The organism is uncultured Sutterella sp. (assembly GCF_937923675.1).
Lineage (GTDB): Bacteria > Pseudomonadota > Gammaproteobacteria > Burkholderiales > Burkholderiaceae_F > Sutterella.
In genome coordinates this window covers 1-21,338 of sequence record NZ_CALDXB010000086.1, presented here as the reverse complement: position 1 = coordinate 21,338, position 21,338 = coordinate 1, and the positions used below count along the sequence as shown (strand labels likewise).

The following is a 21,338-nucleotide window of genomic DNA, read 5'->3' as shown; positions in this document are numbered from 1 at the left end:
ATACTCTCTCCCCATGCGGGTGCTCCGGGGTTTTCCCGGGAGAATCGGATGGAGCCCGCTGACGCCTGTTGTCCGCACTCGTCGACGAAGCGGATGCCAATAAAAACCGACAAACGGAGCGCGCCCCTTAAATGTTTTCCAATCCTACTGCCGTAACTTTTATCGGCTACCTGATCCTGATGGTGCTCGTCGGGGTCTTTGCCTATTACTACACCCGCAACTACGCCGACTTCATTCTGGGCGGCCGCAGTCTCGGGGGCTTCGTGACCGCTCTCTCGGTGGGCGCCTCCGACATGAGCGGGTGGCTCCTCATGGGTCTTCCGGGCGCCGTCTTCCTTTACGGCATTTCGCAGAGCTGGATCGCGATCGGATTAATCATCGGCTCCTGGTTCAACTGGAAGCTCGTTGCGGCGCGCCTTCGCGTCTATACCGAAAAGGCGCACAACTCGCTCACGCTCCCCGACTACCTCTCGCACCGCTTTGAAGACAAAAAGAACGTGCTGCGCATCATTGCGGCGGCCGTGATTCTCATCTTCTTCACGATCTACTGCGCTTCGGGCGTGGTTGCGGGCGCGCGGCTCTTTGAGAATACGTTCAGCATGGACTACCAGACGGCTCTCATCGTCGGCGCCGCGGCAACGATTCTCTACGTCTTCATCGGGGGCTTTCTCGCCGTCAGCTGGACCGACACCATTCAGGCTTCGATCATGTGCATCGCGCTCATCGTGACCCCGATCGCCGTCATGATGGATGCGGGCGGCTTCACGGCAACGACCGAGCGCGTGGCGGCGATCAGCCCCTCGATGCTCAACATGATGGAAGGCCACACCGTAATCGGCGTCATCAGCCTTCTCGCCTGGGGTCTCGGCTACTTCGGCCAGCCCCATATTCTCGTGCGCTTCATGGCCGCAAAGTCGATCAAGGTGATCCCGAACGCCCGGCGCGTAGGCACCCTCTGGATGCTCTTCTGCCTCGCGGGCGCGGTTGCCGTGGGCTTCTTCGGTTCCGCCTACTTCTCGATGCACCCCGATACCGCAGGTCTCGTGAAGGAAAATCACGAGCGCGTCTTCATCGTGCTCTCGTCGCTCCTCTTCAACCCCTGGATTGCGGGCCTCCTGATGTCGGCCATTCTTGCCGCCGTCATGTCGACCCTTTCCTGCCAGCTCCTTGTCTGCTCCTCCACGCTCACTCAGGACTTCTACCGCACGTACCTTCGCCCGAACGCGAGCCAGCGCGAGCTCGTCTGGGTCGGCCGCACGATGGTGCTCGCGATCTCCGTCGTCGCCGTCTGGCTTGCGAGCGACCCGACGAGCCTCGTGCTTTCGCTCGTTTCCTACGCCTGGGCAGGGTTTGCGGCCGCCTTCGGTCCCGTGATCCTCATTTCCCTCTGGTGGAAGCGCATGACGAAGACCGGGGCGCTGGCCGGCATGGTGATCGGCGCGGCAACAGTGCTTATCTGGAACCACTTCGCCTGGTTCGGGATCTATGAAATCATCCCGGGCTTCCTCTTCGCAACGATCGGCATCGTGGTAGGGAGCCTCCTCGACAAGGCGCCCTCTGAATCCATCACGAAAACCTTCGACGCCGTGGATGCTGAGGTGAAGGCGCTCTCCTGAAGCCGTCGAACCGGGTATTGTTGAATTCAAGCCGCAGAAGCCATCCATGCTTCTGCGGCTTTTTTCCGCGCTCCCGTCGCAAGGGACCGCCCGAGACCGTTCGCCGGAACCGCTATTCGACAAATCTTTTCCCCGGGCCAAACCGCATCGGGATTCCCGCCTAAGAGGAAGCGCCTAAACCCGCAAAAAACGAATTTCTGCTGAAGCTACACTTTGATTTTGAAGGAAGCGCCCTATTCTTCTTATATGTATACAGCTTCCTTTTCGTTTTCTTTACAAGGTGCAAAATGCAAAAATTCCCGTTCAAAGCCGCGCTCAGTCTTACCGCTTTTTCCGCCGCCATGCTCATCGCTTCGGCTCCGGCCGAAGCGCGTGAGATAACCGCTGCTGTTGCGACGGGATTCACGACGCTCGATCCCTGGGATGCGGTCGACAACCTGTCGCGCGCGGTTTCGCGCTCCTTCTACGAAAGCCTCTATACGTTCGACAAGGATCTCAAGCCCGTTCCTCAGCTCGCCGAAGGCTATGAGGTTTCGAAGGACGGCCTCACCTACACCTTCCGTCTCCGCAAGGGCGTCAAGTTCCATGACGGCACGGAATTCACCGCCGACGCCGTCAAAATGAATTTCGACCGCGGCATGAATCCCGAGTCGAAGCTCACGCGCCGTACCTTCTTCAAGTTCGTCGACCGCGTTGAGGTGGTCGACCCCTACACCGTCCGCATTGTTCTCAAAACGCCGACGGCGGGCTTCATTCAGCGCCTCGCGAACGGCACGGCCGGCATGATCTGCCCGAGCCTTCTGAAGCGCGCCGCCACAAAGCAGGTGACCGCCTACGAAGCCTGCGGCACGGGTCCCTACACATTGAAGCGCTTCAGCCCCGCCGAAGAGCTCTATGCCGTCAAGTTCCCGAACTACCGCGTTCCGGGGCTCCCCAAGTTCGACGCCATCCGCTGGGTGCCGGTCACGGAAAACTCCACCCGCGCGATGATGCTTCAGACGGGCGAGGCGCAGTTCATTTCGCCCGTTCCCAATGAGCAGTTCCTCCCGCTCTCTAAGAGCGGCAAGCTCACGCTCCAGAAGACGCCTTCCGTGGTGACGCGCTACCTCTCGATGAACGAGACGAAGAAGCCCTTCGACGACATCCGCGTGCGCGAAGCCGTGAGCCTCGCGATCAACCGCAGGGCGCTCATCAAGGTGGCCTACAACGGCTTTGCCGTTCCGTCAACCGGCTACCTCCCCACGCAGATTGAAGGCGGGGTCGACTTCGGCGAATTCCCCTACGACCCGAAGCGCGCCCGCGAACTTCTGAAGGAAGCGGGCTTCCCGCAGGGCTTCAAAACCACGATCTGGTCGGCCTACAACGACGGCAAGACCGTAAAGACCCTTCAGTTCCTGCAGCAGCAGCTCGCTCAGGTCGGAATCCACGCGGAAACCAGGGCTCTGGAAGCCGGTCAGCGCACGGTGATTTACGGCGCCAAAACGCCGGAAGAATCTCAGCACCAGCTCTACCTCATCGGCTGGACCAATTCCGCCGCTGAACCCGACTGGGGCCTGAGGCCGCTTCTTGACAGCCGCAGCTGCCCGCCGGTCCTCAACAACGACTCCTACTACAGGAACCCGAAGGTGGACGCGCTCTTTGATGAGGCCATCAAGGAAACCAATACGGAAAAGCGCGTCGAGCTCTATCACGAAATCCAGAATCTCGTGAACGCCGACAAGCCCTGGGCGCCGCTCGTCTTCGAGATGGTGACGTCGGGCACCGCGAAGGAGCTCAAAAACTTCACGGTGCTTCCCGACGGGGGCTTCGACTTCTATTCGGCCGAGTGGAAGGAATGATTTGCCGTAAGGCAGTGACCTGACTTTTCCTTCAACCGTATCCCGGAGGCTTTCCTCCGGGATATATTTTTTCCTCAGGTTTTCATTTCATCCCGGAGGTTCACACATGACCATTGCTCTCACCGGCAAAATGTCCGGCACGGCCGACAAGCACACTGCCGACTCGCTCAAGGCTTCCTTTGAGAACGCCTGGTTCGCGGCTGCCCGGGGCGCTTTTGAAGGAAAGCTTTCAGATGCTCCCAAAAATCTCCCGGCCGCTCCGATTCTTCTCTTTGCGCACGGGAGTTCCGGGATCGGAGCGCCCCTGAAGGCCTTCGCCCGCTTCGTCTCGAGCCTCGGCTGGTCCTTCCTCGCGCCCGATTCCTTCGTGGTTCCCGACCGCATCACCTATTCCTCTCCCGTCTCGCGCGAAAACTACGAGCGCGTCCATGCCATGCGCTCTCAGGAACTCGACTATGCCGCCCGGCACCTTGATGAGGTGCCCGGCTTCTCGGGACGCTATGCCGTTGCAGGCACGAGCGAAGGGGGCGTCGCCGCCGCGCGCTTCACGGCTCCCGAAGGCCGCCGGGAATCCGGCCGCATTCTCTTTTCCTGGCCTTGTGAAGACAACTACCACGTCGTCTCCCACCAGACGCATATCCCCGACGATGTTCCGGTGCTGAACATCATGAGCGCTGAAGACAAATACTTCAGTCAGGCAAATCCGTGGCTCGACAATCCGGATGCGCTCGGACACGCCGGGCGGACGCTCGCCCGTCATCCGCAAGCGTCGATCCTCCTCATTCCCGGAGCGCCGCATACGCTCTTCGCGCTCCCTCAGACGGAGTCCGCGGTCAGGGCATTCCTGTCTCGAATCTAATGCAGGCAGTAGAAAAGCCCACATGGGAATAAAGTGATCCGCTTTGTGGGCTGAAAACCTGCAGCCTCAAAATCTCAACTGCTTGGAATGGGATTGACTCGACCCGAGGTCCGGTTCTGAATGCAACTTATGAAAACTTATAGAGGAATATATAATTACGCTAAATCATATAAATTTATGTAATTTTAAATATCTATGCCTCTCCCCGTCTTTCACCGCTCTGAATTTGCAAACGAGCTCTGCAAACGCATTCTCGAACCCGACATGCTTTCATCCAGAGACGGCCTGTTCCTTACCGGCATCCGGCGAATCGGAAAGACAACATTCCTGCAGCTCGATCTGGTTCCTTGTCTTGAAGAAAAAGACGCCGTCGTCATCTACGTCGATCTCTGGGCCAACCATGAAAGCCGTTCGCCGACAAAAGCCGTCCTGGGAAGCATTGCCAGAACATTGAAGTCGCTTTCCTCACCTTCGAAATTGAAAGAGCTTAAGGTCGACCTGAAGGTACTCTCCTTCACCTTTGAAGCCGAGGATATAGGACTCGAGAACGGCGTCTCCATTGCAGATGCGCTCACGGAACTCATTGAAAAAATCGACCGGAACATCGTTCTGATCATTGACGAAGTTCAGGAGACGCTGCGCACGGAGTCCGGTAGGAATCTGCTCTTCGCACTTAAAGCCGCTCGGGACGCCGTCAATCTGCGCCGCAATAATCCCAGCGGCACCTACCTCATGATCGTCGGCACGGGCTCGCACCGGTCTTTTGTCTCAGCCATGGCATCCCGCTCTTCCCTGCCCTTTTACGGTGCCGATAGAGTCGACTTTCCAATGCTTGGCGCAGATTTCATCGACTGGCTTATCGGGCAGCTTCCGAACAAAAAGAACATTCCCGGTAAGGATGCGCTCCGCAAAGGATTCGCAATGCTCGGCGCAAGACCCAAAGTATTCAGCGATGTGTTGAAGCAGTTTGCATCCTACACGGGCTCCGAGATCGATCCCGCCTTTCTTGCCGTCTGCGCCAATCAGGCAAGAACAGACGCAGATGAGTTTTTGAGGCCTCTCCGCGAAGCCGACCGGCTCACCAGAGTGATTTTCACGGAGATCGCCAAAGCCGGCAGCGACGGCTGCAGAAACCTTTTTTCGTCGGCATTCCTGAAAGAAGCTGCCAAGGCTGCAGGGCGCAGCAAACCACTTCGACCATCCGCCATACAGGCAAAGCTCAGCGCCATGCAGAAAAAAGACTGGATCTTCCCTGTCGGCTATGGAAGCTATGCGGTTTCAGACCCTCAGGCCCAGGCTGTTTGGCTCGCTAACCTGGAAGATTATCTTGACGGCGACGACGATGTCTGATGGCTGGCGGTCGCCTCGTGAGGCGGCTTCAAGTCCTCGCTCCGGGGACAATCTGCACGAAACCATTGCGCTACAATGAGCGCCCTTCAAAGCGCTTGTCTTTTTCCCGTTTTTCAATAACTTTCAATGTCATCGAGTTCTCTCGCCGCGCGTCTGCGCAAGATTCTTCCCTTCATCGGCCGCAATACTGCCAGCGCCGACCGCGAATGCTATCTGCGCGCCTTCCGCCGTCTCTATGCCGAAGACCCCATGGCCTTCAGCGAAGTCTTCGATGACGAGCTCGAGAAGCTCCGCTCGGAATATCCGCGCGAGATCACGGAACTTATCGAGCAGGCGGGCTACGCCGAGCTCGACGACCAGATCGTCGCTGCGGAGCGCGAGGACGGGTCGGTGACGACCCTCTATGCCGCGGGCTTTCTCGCCTACGGGCTGGAAAACCAGGCGCTCGCCGCGGAAAGCCTCACGCGCGAGGATGCCGAAAAGCTGAGGGCGCTTCTTCTCGACGAATATTTCGACGAGTCGGTCGCGAAGATTCAGATCTATGAGCATCTGATGCCCATCAACCACCGCGCCTTCGTCGATGCGGGAGAGTCGCAGCGGTTTCTGCGGCAGATGATGCGCTCGAAGGGGGACTTCATCCCGACCTTCGATTCGATCGACCTGCCAGGGATCGACTACACGCTCGACGAAGAGGACGGCACCGACATTGCCGCGCGCTTTCGCCTCATTCTTTTTACCGTGCGCACGCCGCGCGGAGAGAAGCCCGCTCTCAAGCGCCCCTTCCGGTTCCTCGGGTTTGCGACGAATGAAGGCAAGAACGCGGTGCTCACGAGCGAAGCCATTTTGAAGACCCGCTGGGGTGCCGAACTCACGGCGCTCCTTTCGGTGCGCTGCGGCCGCGGGCTTCGCTTCTGCGTGACCGAACCCACGCTTCTCAACGACACCGTCCGGCAGCTCGACTACGTGACGGGCCTGAAGCGCATCATGGTGGTCTTCACCCGCACGGCGCTCGACGAAAATGTTCCGCCCGAAAACCTGATCGTGAGCCTCGGCGCCTTCTCCGATCCCTTGAAGGGCTATTCAGAGCTTCGCGTCGCCTTTGCGCGCCCCGAAGCCCCCGACGATCTGATTTCGGGCGTTCCGATTCCGCTCCCCTCGGGACCCAACGTCTCTCAGGCCGTGGGCGAAATCGCCAACATGATCGTGGGTCAGTTTGAGATGGAAGGCATTCAGCTCAAGACCCCCATTCACGGCGAATGTCCCTGGCTCACGGCTGAGCCCGACACGATGGACCGCCTCTACAACTCCATCCACAACATTCAGAAGCCCCTCAGAAAAAAGGACGCCATGCCGCGTCCGACGATGCCGAGCATGATGCTCAACTAACTTTTCAGAGTTCAAAGGCTGTTGAAAAAGCCCGGTCTCCAGTAAAGGAGCCGGGCTTTTCATTGGGTTCTTCAGGAAGAAATTACTTCTTCGCGCCCGAGATGTCCGGATGACCTTCCGGGAGCTTGGCGCCCGCCGGAACTGCAGGGTGGCCTTCGGGGAGCTTCGCGCCCGCCGGAATTTCAGGGTGACCCTCGGGGAGCTTCTTCGCATCCGCCTTCGGCTGATCCTTCTGAATTTCTTCCTCGCGGATGGGCACCTTGTTTTCGCCCTGGAGGAGGTCCGGACGAACTTCCTGAATGATCGCCGCTTCAGGAGCGCCCGCCGTCTGCATGGCGCAGAAGATCATCGTCTGGCCGTTGTAGGGCTGGATGTGGAAGGCGCGCTCCGTCATGTCCATTTCCGGATATTCGTAGTTGTCCGGGCGCTTGTAGGGCTTCCAGACCGGTTCGTTGTTGCTGCGGACCATGCGGTTCGCGTGCGCGGACATGTGGCGCGTATCCACGGCTTCCCAGTCGACCTTGAAGGCGTCGATCGCCTTCTTCCAGTCTTCCTTGACGATGAGGCCCCAGAAGTGGGTGTGCATGTCGGGGACGCCCGGATAGCGGATGATTTCGTCGTTGAAGACGTAGCCCGTCACGGTGAGGCCCGAGTCCTTGAAGGGCTTCGGGAACATCACGATGTCAAGGGGCTGCTTCTCGACCTTAAGAAACGCCATGTCGCCGGAGCGGATCTTGAGCGTTTCCGGAATGTTCTTATCCTTTGCAATGGCCTTGAAGTAGCTTGCATTGCAGGCAAGAAGCGAATTCAGAATCTGCGAATCGGCAGCCTGAGCGGCGCCGGCCGCGATGCCGAAAAGGGCAAGCGCAAGAACCGTCTTTTTCACGTTGAGTCTCCTGTACGAGGGAATCATGGCGCTTTCCGGATATTCTTCCTCCGCCATGCCATGTGCGGGATTCTCGCGCCGGCGTCTTGCGTCCGGCTTAAGAAACGAAAAAGCGCACGGGACGAAGGAGGCAGAGTTCCTTTTCCCATGCGCCTTTTCCTAAAGCTTTCGATGAAGCCTCAGGCGCCCGCCCGGATAGAACGGGCGCCTCGGGCATTGAGAGGATCAAAGCCCTCAGGCCTTTTCCTTCTCCGCAGGCTTTTCCACCGTGAAGGTGAATTCGTCGCCCCTGGCGTCAACCTTGACCGTATCCTCGGGCGCAGCCTTCCCTTCGAGGAGGAGGCGTGCAATGCCGTTTTCGATGCGGTCCTGGATCGCGCGCTTCAGAGGCCTTGCGCCGAACTGCGGATCAAAGCCCACCTTCGCGATTTCGTCGAGCGCGGCTTCCGTCACGTCAAGGCCGATCTGCTGCTCGGTCATGCGCTTCTTCAGCTGCTTCAACTGGATCTCGGCAATCTTCTTCACGTTCTTCGCGTCAAGAGAATTGAAGACCACGATCTCGTCGATGCGGTTGACGAATTCCGGACGGAAGTGCTGACGCACCTCCTTCATCACGGCATCCTTCACCTTCTCGTGCGGCTCGCCCGTCATCTCCATGATTTCCTGAGCGCCCAGGTTCGAGGTCATGACGATCACGGTGTTCTTGAAGTCCACCGTACGGCCCTGGCCGTCCGTCATGCGCCCGTCGTCGAGCACCTGCAGAAGCACGTTGAAGACATCCGGATGGGCCTTTTCGACTTCGTCGAGGAGGATCACCGAATAGGGCTTTCTGCGGACGGCTTCCGTGAGGTAGCCGCCTTCTTCATAGCCAACATATCCCGGAGGCGCGCCGATCAAACGAGCCACGCTGTGCTTTTCCATGAACTCGCTCATGTCGATGCGGATCATGGCCTCATCGGTGTCGAAGAGGAATTCAGCGAGCGCCTTCGTGAGCTCGGTCTTGCCGACGCCCGTGGGCCCCAGGAAGAGGAAGCTGCCGTAGGGGCGGTTCGGATCTGAGAGGCCGGCACGGCTTCTCAGAATCGTCTCCGTCACGCGGCGCACCGCCTCGTTCTGGCCGACCACGCGCTTCTCAAGGGCTTCAGCCATGTGAAGAAGCTTCTGGCGTTCGCCTTCCATCATCTTCGAGACCGGAATCCCCGTCGCGCGGCTCACCACCTCAGCGATTTCCTCAGCACCGACGGACGTGCGCAGGAGCTTCGGCCCCTTTTCGCTCGCTTCCGTGCGTGCTTCGGCCTTCTCGGCTCTTCTCAACTTCTCCTCGAGCTTCGGGAGCACGGCGTACTGGAGCTCAGCGAGCTTTTCGTACTGCGCGCTTCTCTTATATTCATCCATCTGACGATGAACGCGGTCGATTTCGTCGCGGACCGACTTTTCGCCCAGAGCCTCGCTCTTTTCCTTCTTCCAGACCTCTTCAAGGTCGGAATACTCGCGCGAAAGCTTGGCGATTTCGTCTTCGATCACCTGGAGGCGCTTCTTAGACGCATCGTCCGTTTCCTTCTTCATCGCCTCGCGTTCGATCTTCAACTGAATGAGGCGGCGGTCGAGCTTGTCGAGCGCCTCAGGCTTCGAATCGATTTCCATCTTGACGCGGGCAGCGGCCTCATCAATGAGGTCGATCGCCTTGTCGGGAAGGAAGCGGTCGGTGATGTAGCGGTGCGAGAGTTCAGCAGCGGCAACAATCGCGGGGTCGGTAATTTCGACGCCGTGGTGCGCTTCGTACTTTTCCTGCAGACCGCGCAGAATGGCGATCGTGTCCTCAACAGAGGGCTCGTCGACCATCACCTTCTGGAAGCGGCGTTCGAGTGCGGCATCCTTTTCGACGTACTTTCTGTATTCGTCAAGGGTGGTCGCGCCGATCACGTGAAGTTCGCCTCTTGCGAGGGCGGGCTTGAGCATATTGCCGGCATCCATGCTCCCCTCGGTCTTCCCCGCACCGACAACGGTGTGGAGCTCATCGATGAAGAGAATGATCTGACCCTGCTGGTCCGTCACTTCCTTCAGAAGCTTCTTGAGGCGCTCCTCAAATTCGCCGCGGTACTTGGCGCCCGCAATGAGGCCCGCCATATCGAGCGAAAGAATGGTCTTGCCGCGAAGGGTATCCGGCACTTCGTTGTTGACGATGCGCTGAGCGAGCCCCTCGACGACGGCCGTCTTGCCGACGCCCGGTTCGCCGATGAGCACGGGGTTGTTCTTCGTGCGGCGCTGCAGAATCTGCATCGTGCGGCGAATCTCGTCGTCGCGGCCGATCACGGGGTCGAGCTTTCCTTCACGGGCGCGAGCCGTCAGATCGATCGTGTACTTCTTCAGAGCCTCGCGCTGATTTTCCGCATCGGGGTTGTCCGCGGTGTCGCTCCCGCGCACGGCCTTGATGGCTTCTTCCATCGCACGGCGCGTGAGACCGGCGTCCTTCGCAAGGCGCCCGGCCTCGGAACGGTCGTCCGAGAGCGCAAGAAGGAACATCTCGGTCGAGACGAACTCGTCGCCCGCCTTCATCGCTTCCTTTTCAGTGAGGTTCAGAAGGTTGACGAGATCGCGCGACACCTGAATGTCGCCGCCCTGACCGGTCACCTTGGGCAGACGGTCGATGGCTTCGTTCACGTCGCGCGTTAAGCGCTGCACATTGACGCCGGCACGCTCGAGCAGGCTCCTGCTCGAACCTTCATTGTCGGCGAGCACGGCTGCAAGCAGATGCAGGGGTTCCATGACCTGGTTGTCATGGGCGAGTGCAAGCGACTGAGCCGCGCCGAGCGCATCCTGGAACTTAGTCGTGAGCTTGTCTTGACGCATATGTATGAAATCTCCCTTTGGGACGCTCCGTATTGGGATCATCCCGAATATGAAATACATATGGGGGTGGAGCGCAAAAGATCAAGGGCGCGTCCCCCGCGGAACGCGCCCTTTTTACGTTTGGTTTCAAAGAGATGTTTGACGCTCTTACCGACTTCTGGCAGGGACCCCTAGCCCCAGCGGGCCTTTGCCCGGTCGTCCGACTCGCGGGCGTCGACCCAGCGTTCGCCCTCGGGCGTCGTCTCGCGCTTCCAGAAGGGCGCCTCGGTCTTAAGCCAGTCCATGATGTATTCGCAGCCTTCAAAGGCTTCGCCGCGGTGGGGCGCGGAAACGAGGCAGAGCACGATCTGGTCGCCTACAGAGAGGTCGCCCACGCGGTGAATGACGACGACGTCTTCGAGATGAAAGCGCTCGCGGGCCTTCTCCACGATTTTCCCGAGCGCCTTTTCGGTCATGCCGGGATAGTGCTCGAGCGTCATCTTCGAAACGGCCGCGCCGTCGTTCCTGTTTCTCACGACGCCCACGAAGGAAACGACGGCCCCTGCGGAGGGACTCGCCTCGCGCACGCGGGCGACTTCGGCGTCAACGGAAAAATCCTCCGGGCTCACCCGGATGGTGGTTAATGCCACGACGAACCTCCCGTCAGCCGCCCGTCACCGGCGGGAAAAAGGCAACCTCGTCGCCGTCCTTCACGGCGGCGTCATCCTCGGCCATTTCCTGATTGACGGCGCCGCGGATGCGCTTCAGATTCTTAAAGGCCGAATCCCAGGGCTCGCCCCGGGCGACGAGCGCTTCGCGCACGCCGGCGAGCGTCGACGCTTCGCCCGGGATGTCGATCATTTCGCCCGGTTTGCCGATCTTGTCGCGAAGGCTCGCGAAATAAAGCACTTTTACCTGCATGAAAAAAAATCCTTCTGGAAAAGCCGCCGGTCCTCAGGCGAAGAACTGCGCAAAGGGGAAGTAGTGAACGATGTCGCCCTTCTTCACCGACGCGCCCGCCGGAATGTCGACGAGGCCGTCCGCCCAGGCGCAGCTTGAGAGCACCTGAGAATTCTGCGTGTGATAAAGATCGAGCCCGCCCTCGTCGTTTCTGCGCACGCGCACGAATTCCTCGCGGTCGCCGGGCTTCGCCCAGTCGAAGTCCGCGCGGATCTTCATGGGCGTCATGTCGACCTTGACAAGGCCCATTTTGCGCATGAGGTAGGGGCGCGCCATCATGAGGCAGACGACAAAGCCCGAGACCGGGTTTCCGGGGAGGCCGATGAAGGGCACGCCCTTCACTTCGCCGAAGGCGAGGGGCTTTCCGGGCTTCAATTTGACGCGCCAGAGGTCGATCCGTCCGAGCACCTCAACGGCGGGCTTGATGTGATCCTCTTCGCCCACGGACATGCCGCCCGTCGTCATGATGACGTCCGACGTTTCAGCCGCATGCTCGAGCGCGCGCTTCGTGGCCTCAAGGCTGTCGGGGATGCTGCCGAGGTCCGTCGCCTCGCAGCCGAAGAGCGTGAGGAGGCTTCGGATCATGAAGCGGTTCGAGTTGTAGATTCCGCCCGGGCGAAGGGGTTCGCCCGGCTGCACGAGTTCGTCGCCGGAGAAGAAGACCCCGACCCGGAGCTTGCGGTAGACGGTGACGTAGGCGCGGCCGATCGAGGCCGTCATGCCGATGGCGCCCGGCGTCATGCGCACGCCCTTTTTGAGAATCACCGAACCCGCGGCAACGTCGGAACCCTGACGGCGCACCCAGGCGCCCTTTTTCGGAGCCGTTCTGAATACCGCCAGATCGCCCTCGCGCTCCACCTCTTCCTGCGGCACGACGGTGTCGGCGCCTTCCGGCATCGGTGCGCCCGTAAAGATCCGCGCGCAGGTGCCGGGCTCAATCGCGACGCCCACCTTGCCCGCAGCAATGCGCTCGGCAACGGGAAGGCGCACGGGAGCATTTTCCGAAGCGGAGGCGAGATCAGCCGCCCTCAGGCAGTAGCCGTCCATCTGGGAATTGTCCCAGCCCGGAACGTCGATCATGCTCGTCACGTCTTCGGCAAGCACGCGGCCCGTGGAATACATGAGCGGAATGGTTTCTGTCTCATGAATGGGCTCGGCTTCCCGAAGAAGCATGGCGAGCGCCTCAGCATAGGTAATCATCGATTCTGTCCTTCAAAAGGATCCTTCCCGGATTTCCGTTTCGGTCTCTCCGGACATCAGATCCTCGATAAAGTCTGCAACCGCCTGCGGATCGTTCAGGCTGAGGCGCGGGATTCCCTCGAATCCCGGCTCATCGAAATCCGTCGCTACCGCAACGGGAGGGTTCTTCAGTTCCCCGCGCTCTGCGAGCGGGGGTTCCTTAGCGGCCTCCCTGCGGCGAACCTCAATTCTAGGGAAGCTTCCCTCGTGCTTGAAGCCCTCAATCAGAATGATGTCCGCTTCGCCCGCGAGTTCAATCAGTTCCGCAAGAGGTGCCGGTCCTCCGGGCGTTTCCGACATCACCGCCCAGCGTTCGGCCGTGCGCAGGATGACGCGGGAGGCGCCGGCCTCCCGGTAGCGCCAGGTGTCCTTGCCCGGGCGGTCGAGGTCGATCCCGTGATGCGCGTCCTTGATGGCGGAGACCCTGCGGCCGCGCCTCACGAGTTCGGCGAGCACTTTTTCAGCAAGCGTCGTCTTTCCCGACCCGGAACGGCCGATAAAGCCCACGGCAAAGGGCTTTTTCCGGAACGTCATGCCCAGGGCTTCGACGCAAAGGCGGCAACAGCCTCGCGGATGCGGGCTGCATCAACCGCAACCGTGGTCTTTCTCTGCTCGCGCTCGAAGATGTCCGAGAAGGCGGGGGGCAAGGGCACCGTCTTCCCCGTTGCCTGCATCGTCATCTTCGGGAACTTCACGGCCTGAACCGTCTCGAAGCAGATCGTCTTCACGCCGACCGGATGGAGGTAGACGCCCGTATAGAGGCAGTCGGCCGTATGCGGGTCGATCGTCGTCGCGTACTCGATATTGAGCGACTCGATGATTTCAAGGCGGTTCGCGTGATTGGACGTGCCCGCGGCGAGGCCGGAGCGGCGAACCTTCGAGAATTCCTGCTGAGTAAGCTCGAAGGAGCCCTTTTCCTCGAGGTCCTGCATCAGTTCCTTCACGCGCACGCCGTTTCGTCCGAGCACTTCAAAGAGGAAGCGTTCGAAATTGGCCGCGCGCGAAATATCCATCGAGGGCGACGAAGTGGCGATCGTTTCGCTTGCCGGCCGGGGGCTGTAGACGCCCGTACGGAGGAACCTGTCCATCGCATCGTTTTCGTTGGTGGCAACGAGGATCCTCAGGATCGGAAGCCCCATCGCGCGCGCAACGTAGCCCGCAAAGGCGTTGCCGAAGTTGCCGCCCGGAACGCAGAAGACCACCTGTTCGTTCTGCGCGCCCGTTGCCTGGATGTAGGCGTAGAAGTAGCAGGCCACCTGAACGGCGATTCGCGCCCAGAGGTAGGAGTTGACGGCGCCGAGCTTGTTGGTCCTGCGGAATTCCTCATCCTCGAGGAGCTTGTAGACCAGTTCCTGGCAGTCGTCGAAAGTCCCCTCGACCTCGAGGTTGAGGACGTTCTCGTCCTGATTGGAATAGAGCTGCGCGGACTGGAATTTCGACATTCTGTCCTTGGGCGAAAGCATCACGACGCGCGTGTCCTTCCGGTCGCCGAAGGCGTATTCGGCCGACGCCCCCATGTCGCCCGTCGTGGCACCGAGGAGCGTGATGTTTTCGGGTTCGGTGCCCAAGTGCTTCGCGTGAAGGCGCTTCAGGAACTGGAGGCTGAAGTCGTCGAAAGTGAGGGTCGGGCCGTTCGAGAGCTCATAGAGCCCCACGCCGTCATGAAGCCACTTGATGGGCGCGACGTCGTGGGCCTTGAAGGGATCGCGGCCGTTGCCGAAGTTCGCGGGCTGCCAGGCATCGCGGCAGAGCCCCCAGAGATCCGGCACGGGAATCTGCGTCCAGAAGCGGCGGAGCACCTCGAGCGCAATGCTCGGGAAGTCGCGGCCGCGAAGGAGCGCGAGATCCTCTGAAGAGAATTTGGGATAGTTTTCAGGGACGTAAAGACCACCGTCCCGTGCGAAGCCTTCAAAGGCGATGTCTGCGAAGGTCTTGCCGTCTGCGGCGCCGCGCGTCGAGATGTAGAGCATGTTGAGAGATCTCCGTTCGGGGGCCCGGATTTTTCCGGCGGCGCTTTGCTTCCTCTGAAGGAAAGCCGTCTCTCAGGAACTGAGAGTGCCGGAAAGCCATGGGCAGAATCGAGTGTCGCCAGTTTGCTTCAATGGCGTATTCATGAAATCGTACCTTATGGCTAAACCCATGGGCTCTCCCGTGGTGCGGAAATTTCCCTGCTCCCCCAATACCCTTCTTTCGGATATCCCCAAAGCACGCCTTCCGGATAAGGTCAATTGCTGTTTCCTCCCTCCAAAGCTGTAGCCGGGACTACAGACAGGGGGGCGCAGAGGATTCAAAAATAGCGTGTTGAAGAAAAAAACGCTTCGGAGGTGCCCGATGACCAGAAGAACGGGCGCCCTCAGAAAAGGAGAAAAAGTCATGAAGCACGCATTCAAGCTCGCCGCCGCCGCTGCGGCCGTCGTTCTTGCCATGAATCCGGCACTTGCCGAAGACCGGACCTACGACGCCGACGTCGTCGTGATCGGCGCCGGGGCCTCGGGTTCCGCCGCTGCCTGGGCCGCAGCGGAAAAAGGCCTCAAGGTCGTGACGCTCGAAAAGTCCGCAATGGTGGGCGGTACGGGCAAATTCTCTGAAGGCATCTTCGCCGTCGAAAGCTCCATGCAGCGCGACTGGAACTACGGCCTCACGAAGGATCAAGCGTTCACTATGATCATGAATTACGGCCACTGGCGCGGCAACGCCCGCATGGTGCGCGCCTTCGTCGACCGTTCGGCCGAGACGATCGACTGGATGAAGAAGCAGGGCGTCAAGTTCGAGAAGCTCTTCTCCAACTACCCGAACGGCCTCTACACCTGGCACATTTATGAAGGCCGCGGCGCGGGCTGGATCAATCTCTTCATGAAGAAGTACCAGGACGCCGGCCAGACGCTGCTCCTCAACACCTGGGGCGAAAAGCTCATTGAGGAGAACGGCCGCGTCGTGGGCGTTGAAGCGACCAATAAGGCGGGCGACAAGATTACCGTGCGTTCAAAGACCACCATCATCGCCACGGGCGGGTTCTTCGACAACAAGGAAATGCGCGAGAAGTATCTGCGCTTTGCCGATGCCGACGGCCTTGCTCAGACCGGGAAGACCGGCGACGGCATCCGCATGGCCTGGTCCGTGGGCGGCGGCAAGGAAGGCACCGAAGTGCAGGCCTCCTACCGTCCGGGTCCCCGCGGCGTCGGGACGACCAACCACGTGAGCGCCACCGCCAAGCAGCCGCACCTCTGGCTCTCGCCCAAGGGCGAACGCTTCTGCAACGAGCAGATCATGCTCGAGTGGCCGTTTGCCGGCAACGCCCTTGAACGCATCGGCGGCACGATGTACGTGGTCTACGATCAGAAGACGCTCGACCATATGGAAACCGACCAGGGCATCGACCTCGGCGTCGGCGTCATGGTTCCGGTGGGCACGAAGCTCGTCAACTACCAGAAGGAATGGGATGCCGCTGTGAAGGCGGGCTGGGCATTCAAGGCCGATACGCTCGAAGGCCTTGCGAAGGCGACCGGCATGAATCCCGAAAAGCTCGCGAAGACTGTTGCTGAATACAACGGCTACTGCGCCGTGCGCCACGATGCCGAATTTGCGAAGGACCCGAAGTACCTGCGCGAAGTGAAGACCGGCCCCTTCTATGCAATCAAGTCGGTTGCCTCGACGCTCGGCACCCTGGGCGGCATCAAGGCCAACGAACGCTTTGAAGTCGTCACGCAGAATGAGGATCCGATCCCGGGTCTCTACGCTGCCGGCAACGACGTGGGCGGCATGTACGGCGACTCCTACGACCTTCTGATGGCGGGCTCCACCGTGGGCTTCGCGGTCAATTCCGCCCGCATTGCGGTCGACTCCGCGGCTGAGTACATCAAGGCCCGGAAGTAATCCCCTCACGTCCTGAGAAAGCGCGCCGATCCCGATCGATCGCGCTTTCTCTCTCCCATCCAGAATCTCTCCACTCCCGGCCGGATGCCTGATGAGGTTTCCGGCCGCTTTTTTACTTTTTTCGCGTCCCTCAAATTACTTGAGCTTCGCGTATTCAGCGGGATCCACCGGCTCCATCCAGGTCGTTCCCGCACCCGTCGACATGATGGAAAGATGCTGGAACCAGCCGCCATGCTGCGAGCCGTGCCAGTGCTTGACGTTTTCCGGAATCGTCGCGGTCGTTCCGGGAAGGATTTCCTTCGGCTCCTCGCCCCAGATCTGGTACCAGCCGCGGCCGGAGACGCCGACGAGCACCTGGCAGGACTTCTGATGCGTATGCCAGAAATTGATGACCCCCGGCGCAAAGGTTACGTTCGAGACGCCAAGCGACTGGCCTGCGGGCGTGAGGGAAGCCAGAAACGTTTGGCCCGTGAAGTATTTGGCATAGCCGACATTCTCGACGCCGATGGGAAAGACCGTGCCGCCCGCCTCGAGGAGAGAGGCGGAAATCGCTTTGACCTGCGCTTCCGAAGGCGCCTGAGGTTCCGCGGCGGCCGCTGCAGTACCGACGGTCAGGGCAAGCGCCGCAGCGGATAGTGTGAGGAGGATGTGCTTCATGGTGGTGCTCCAGTGAGTCGTTCTAAAGATGCAGAAAAGCGCCTGCACTTCAGCCTTGAGCTTATTGGGACCCGTCTGCCGTTCTTTGTCGAACTCTCTTGCTGCCTTGCGGCTTTCGCTCAAATTCAGAGATTTCCGTCGACTCGGGTCTGAAGACGCTCATGCAATCCTGATGGCCGGATTTCTCACTGATATTTTTTAATGATTAAACATAAAAAAATATATAATTTTCGTTATTACACCAGTGAAAATTAATCATGACCGACTTTGTCCGCCGAGAGATCGAATCCGCCATTGCAAACGCAACGCCGCCCGCAGCCGCGGTCATCATCGGTCCCCGCCGGTGCGGAAAGACGACCTTTCTGCGCAACCTTGCGGCGTCATATGACGGCGAGACGAGATGGCTCAACTGCGATCTGCCCGCAGCCTCGGCCAGATTGAGCTTTGAAACGGAAAACGATGTCGATGCGTTCCTGAGGCTTGCGCCGACCATCGTCATCGATGAAGCCCAGCGCGTTCCCAATATCGGCCTCATCCTCAAGATGCTTGTCGACAGGAACGAATTGAGAGAACACCCGTCGAGAATTTTCGTCACCGGTTCCTCTTCGCTTGATCTTGCCGACGGCATCAAGGAGTCCGCCGTCGGCCGCATTGCCGAGCGCCGCATGTGGCCGTTTTCAATGAAAGAAATCGCCCGTCACCGAAGCTGGAGCTATGTGGAAGACAACTTGTCCAACTTCATGATTTACGGGACGTATCCTGCTGCAGTCAAAGACTTTGAAGGCGCCATCGACACGCTTTCCGATTATGTCGACGGCATTCTCTTTAAGGACGTCTTCAGGCTCGCGGACATCCGGCGCAGCAGCCGCTTTGTTGATCTCGTTTCGCTTCTCGCCTACCGCATCGGGTCGGAAGTGAGCCTCGAAAGCCTTGGAAACGATCTCGGGCTCAACCGGCTCACGGTCGAACGGTACATTGACCTGCTTGAGCGCTGCGCCATCATCAAGGTCGTTCCGTCCTACTCAAAGAATCTCGACAACGAACTCAAGAAAGGGAAAAAGATCTATTTCACGGATCTCGGCATCCGGAATGCCCTCATCGGCGACTTTTCGCCTTTATCGGAGCGGCCGGATGCCGGTCAGCTCTGGGAAAACTTCTTTTTCATGGAGCGCGTCAAAATCCACGACACGGTGCGAGACCGCAAGCGCATTTTCTTCTGGCGCACCAAGACCAACAAGCCGAACAAGCTCGACTTCATCGAAGTGCGCAATCGCGAGATGGAAGCTTTTGAATGCAAGCTTTCTGAGAAAGCTAAGGCCAAGCCCGGCAATGCGTTTCTCAGCGCCTATCCGGAATGCCGCATTCATGTTGTAACGCCTTCCAATGCACTTCCCCTTCTGGGCATGACGGATAACGAATAAAGGCGACCCCTCGTTCTGATCGACGAGAGGCGTCATGACTGCAGCAGACGATGCGTATACGCGATAATGGTTTTCTGCGAATGAAAATCATTTCCTGCTCGTCATGCAAAAACTCTTCCTCTCCGCTGCAGCATTCTCTTTACTCCTTTCGGCTTCGCTTCTCGCCGCGCAGCCCATGGCTGCTGAACCAGCCGGCGTTCCGGAATTTTCACTGCCCTGCACGGACGCCGAACCAGTGCTCCTCGCGAGCGCCGCGACGATCCATTCCCGCATTCTTGAGGAAGACCGCACCTTTCTCATGAGAGTGCCTCCCAAAGCAAAGAAGAGCTCTGAGACTCCCCTCGACCTCACCGTCATCTACATCCTGGACGCCGAAAAGCACTTCGCTTCAGCCGCCGCCTCCGCCGCTTTCTTTGAAGCCTCGCGCATTTCTTCTCTCGGGCCTGTCGCTGTCGTCGGGATCGTCAGCACCGATCGAACGCGCGACTTTACGCCGACGGCATCAAATGCCAGACGGGACGGCTCGATCGACGAGAAAGCGGCACGTCTCGGCGGCGGCGCAGACAAATTCCTGGAGTTCCTCACGACAGAACTTCGCGACGCAGCAGAAAAGCGCCTGCCTGCCGGGACGCGCGTCATGCGCCGCATACTGATCGGACACTCCTACGGCGGCCTCTTCACGCTCAATGCGCTCCTCACGCACCCGGAACGCTTTGACCTCTACGCAGCGCTCGATCCGAGCCTCTGGTGGGACCAGGGAAAGCTCGCAGCGTTCGCCCGTCAGCATGGTGCGGCAGGCGCTCAATCTCTTGCGAATCTTCCGAAGCTTTACACGGCCTTTGCCTCAAAGCCGAGAAAGGAAAACACCTTCCACCTCTCCGAAGGGAAGCGCTTTAAGGAGGAGACCGCAGTCACGCTCGAAAAAGAAGGGATCCGCACGGAGGTCCGCTTCTTCCCCGATGAAGTTCACGGCACGGTTGCGCCGCCCGCCATCTTTGATGCACTCAAGGTTCTTTTTCCGGCAGAGAACGTTCAGAAGCCTCTGTCGCGGTGACGCGCCGAACAATCGCGAGGACGGAAAAGCGTCACGGCAGCGGATGCCGCGGCGCCCGGTTTTCGAGCCAGTCGTCGACCGAGGCAAAGAGCCGGTCTGAAAATAAGAGCGTCCGGCCAACCTTACGGACTTCTCCCATCTGGATCCAGCGGCTCAGAATGCGCGACACGCTCACGCGGTTCAGATTGACGAGTTCGCCGATGGTTGAAACCGGAAGCTCCAGAGGCAGCGCATGCCAGCCGTCCTCGCGCGGGAGCGTCCCGGTAATCCGGCAGAGCGACTTGGCATAGATGACGACGCGCTCCTGAGGAGGTCTCAGAAAATTGGCCGCCATGCCTTCAAGGAGCGACTCTTCCTTCGCAATGACGTTCCTGATCTCGAGCTTCGCGTATTCGGGGCGCTCCTCAATTGCAAGAGCAAGGACCTCGGGCGGAATTGAAAGCACGCGGCTCTTCTTCAGGGCGCGCGTATAGACATTGCAGCGCGTGCGGATGCTTGCCGTCATGTCGCCCATCACACGCCCCGGCAGAACAATGGAAAGGATGTACGGCCGATGATCGAGCGCTTCGGCCGCACAGTAGGCGCAAAGCCCTTCCTCGAGAAAGAAGAGCCGCTGCGATTCGCCGCCGCGCTTCAATACCTCGCCTTTATTGACGACGCGCAGAGTCCCGTGCTCGCGAAAGAGCTGAACGAAAGGCTCCGGTTCCGCGGGAAGAAAATACGGGTATGTGGTGAAGATCCTGCGCATAATGGGATTGGAGAAGACATTACATTCCCCATTATCCCATGATAACTATGAGAATTTTTGCTTGATAGATAGAGAGCAATATTCGTCATCATGTTCGAACAAGCGGCAGCAGAACTTCATGGATCATCATCCAATAGGTCTTTAGCTCGAATTGATTTTGTATTTTGATTCTGTAACACCCATGTCCGACAGGTAGTAATGGACACTCCGGTTGCTGCCTCGATTTCCCGCCAGGTAGCGCCTCGCCGGCGCATCTCACGAACGCGCGACTTTACTTCTTCACCGTAGCGGTACTGATTGACGGAAAGCTGCACCTTAAATTCTCCTGTCTTCCACTTGGCGTGCCAATCTCGCAAAGTGTTGGCTGAGAGATTCAGAATGCGCGAGGCCCGAACATAGCCCAAGCCGAGATCGAAAAGTTCTAGTGCTGCAAGTCTCTTCTCGTCGGAGGCAAAGGCTGGGCGAATTCGTCCTTCTTTTTCGCGTGCCCTAAGCGACTCTTCCGCTGCACGCTTCGTTTTCGTATATGACGTCTTCATGAGAAATCACGGATCGAAAGCGAAAAAAAAGCCCGTCTCCCGAAACACTCTCAGGAAACGGGCTCTATCAAGAGGGTCTTCTG

Annotated in this window: 18 protein-coding genes; 8 read left to right on the top strand and 10 right to left on the bottom strand. The window is 59.3% G+C overall.

All coding sequences use genetic code 11. The annotated features are described in order from the left end of the window. Nucleotides 1–131: 131 nt before the first annotated feature. The 5 genes from putP to Q0106_RS10455 all read left to right on the top strand — a co-directional run bounded on the left by putP (nt 132) and on the right by Q0106_RS10455 (nt 7,049). Nucleotides 132–1,616 carry a sodium/proline symporter PutP gene (putP, locus tag Q0106_RS10475; RefSeq protein WP_297612579.1) on the top strand — a complete coding sequence of 495 codons (1,485 nt, stop codon included), beginning with the start codon at nt 132–134 and terminating at the stop codon, nt 1,614–1,616. Between the two features lie 287 nt (nt 1,617–1,903). Further along, the gene (locus tag Q0106_RS10470; RefSeq protein ID WP_297612576.1) at nt 1,904–3,454 is read left to right on the top strand and encodes an ABC transporter substrate-binding protein; all 1,551 of its coding nucleotides are present in this window, start codon (nt 1,904–1,906) and stop codon (nt 3,452–3,454) included. A gap of 106 nt (nt 3,455–3,560) precedes the next feature. Beyond that, nucleotides 3,561–4,313, top strand: coding sequence for an alpha/beta hydrolase (locus Q0106_RS10465; RefSeq protein WP_297612573.1), 753 nt, complete (start codon nt 3,561–3,563; stop codon nt 4,311–4,313). 264 nt (nt 4,314–4,577) lie between these two features. Beyond that, on the top strand, nt 4,578–5,663 hold the full coding sequence (locus Q0106_RS10460) for a hypothetical protein (protein ID WP_297612570.1): 1,086 nt from the start codon (nt 4,578–4,580) through the stop codon (nt 5,661–5,663). Nucleotides 5,664–5,789: 126 nt separating this feature from the next. Next, nucleotides 5,790–7,049 carry a hypothetical protein gene (locus Q0106_RS10455; RefSeq protein ID WP_297612567.1) on the top strand — a complete coding sequence of 420 codons (1,260 nt, stop codon included), beginning with the start codon at nt 5,790–5,792 and terminating at the stop codon, nt 7,047–7,049. 82 nt (nt 7,050–7,131) lie between these two features. Here the strand turns inward: Q0106_RS10455 and Q0106_RS10450 are convergent, their stop codons facing one another. The 7 genes from Q0106_RS10450 to thrC all read right to left on the bottom strand — a co-directional run bounded on the left by Q0106_RS10450 (nt 7,132) and on the right by thrC (nt 14,933). Next, nucleotides 7,132–7,935, bottom strand: coding sequence for a hypothetical protein (locus tag Q0106_RS10450; protein ID WP_295489168.1), 804 nt, complete (start codon nt 7,933–7,935; stop codon nt 7,132–7,134). Nucleotides 7,936–8,169: 234 nt separating this feature from the next. Then, nucleotides 8,170–10,785 (bottom strand): ATP-dependent chaperone ClpB, encoded by a 2,616-nt coding sequence (gene clpB, locus Q0106_RS10445; protein ID WP_297612564.1) that lies wholly within the window; start codon nt 10,783–10,785, stop codon nt 8,170–8,172. A gap of 170 nt (nt 10,786–10,955) precedes the next feature. Continuing rightward, complete coding sequence (gene moaE, locus Q0106_RS10440) at nt 10,956–11,414, bottom strand: molybdopterin synthase catalytic subunit MoaE (RefSeq protein ID WP_297612561.1); 459 nt, start codon at nt 11,412–11,414, stop codon at nt 10,956–10,958. Nucleotides 11,415–11,427: 13 nt separating this feature from the next. Continuing rightward, nucleotides 11,428–11,685, bottom strand: a complete 258-nt coding sequence (moaD, locus tag Q0106_RS10435; protein ID WP_297612558.1) for a molybdopterin converting factor subunit 1 — start codon at nt 11,683–11,685, stop codon at nt 11,428–11,430. Between the two features lie 33 nt (nt 11,686–11,718). Beyond that, on the bottom strand, nt 11,719–12,924 hold the full coding sequence (glp, locus tag Q0106_RS10430) for a gephyrin-like molybdotransferase Glp (RefSeq protein ID WP_297612555.1): 1,206 nt from the start codon (nt 12,922–12,924) through the stop codon (nt 11,719–11,721). Between the two features lie 12 nt (nt 12,925–12,936). Further along, a complete protein-coding gene (gene mobB, locus Q0106_RS10425; protein WP_297612552.1) occupies nt 12,937–13,497 on the bottom strand; it encodes a molybdopterin-guanine dinucleotide biosynthesis protein B in 561 nt (186 codons plus the stop codon). Then, nucleotides 13,494–14,933, bottom strand: coding sequence for a threonine synthase (gene thrC, locus Q0106_RS10420; RefSeq protein ID WP_297612549.1), 1,440 nt, complete (start codon nt 14,931–14,933; stop codon nt 13,494–13,496). Before thrC ends, mobB begins: the two co-directional genes overlap by 4 nt. 403 nt (nt 14,934–15,336) lie before the next feature. Here thrC and Q0106_RS10415 point away from each other — a divergent pair, with 403 nt between their 5' ends. Continuing rightward, nucleotides 15,337–16,836: an FAD-dependent oxidoreductase gene (locus Q0106_RS10415; RefSeq protein WP_297612545.1), complete on the top strand. Its 1,500-nt coding sequence runs from the start codon at nt 15,337–15,339 to the stop codon at nt 16,834–16,836. A gap of 135 nt (nt 16,837–16,971) precedes the next feature. Here Q0106_RS10415 and Q0106_RS10410 read toward each other — a convergent pair whose 3' ends face one another. Continuing rightward, the gene (locus Q0106_RS10410; RefSeq protein WP_297612542.1) at nt 16,972–17,616 is read right to left on the bottom strand and encodes a cupin domain-containing protein; all 645 of its coding nucleotides are present in this window, start codon (nt 17,614–17,616) and stop codon (nt 16,972–16,974) included. Nucleotides 17,617–17,750: 134 nt separating this feature from the next. On the opposite strand from Q0106_RS10410, the gene Q0106_RS10405 reads away from it, so the two are divergent. Together Q0106_RS10405 and Q0106_RS10400 are read left to right on the top strand one after the other, a co-directional pair. After that, entirely contained in the window at nt 17,751–18,914 is a 1,164-nt protein-coding gene (locus Q0106_RS10405) for an ATP-binding protein (RefSeq protein ID WP_297612539.1), read from the top strand. Nucleotides 18,915–19,089: 175 nt separating this feature from the next. Next, nucleotides 19,090–19,968 (top strand): alpha/beta hydrolase-fold protein, encoded by an 879-nt coding sequence (locus Q0106_RS10400; protein WP_297612537.1) that lies wholly within the window; start codon nt 19,090–19,092, stop codon nt 19,966–19,968. 31 nt (nt 19,969–19,999) lie between these two features. Here Q0106_RS10400 and Q0106_RS10395 read toward each other — a convergent pair whose 3' ends face one another. Together Q0106_RS10395 and Q0106_RS10390 are read right to left on the bottom strand one after the other, a co-directional pair. Further along, complete coding sequence (locus tag Q0106_RS10395; RefSeq protein WP_297612535.1) at nt 20,000–20,716, bottom strand: Crp/Fnr family transcriptional regulator; 717 nt, start codon at nt 20,714–20,716, stop codon at nt 20,000–20,002. Nucleotides 20,717–20,832: 116 nt separating this feature from the next. Then, nucleotides 20,833–21,255, bottom strand: coding sequence for a helix-turn-helix domain-containing protein (locus tag Q0106_RS10390; RefSeq protein WP_297612533.1), 423 nt, complete (start codon nt 21,253–21,255; stop codon nt 20,833–20,835). Nucleotides 21,256–21,338 lie beyond the last annotated feature (83 nt).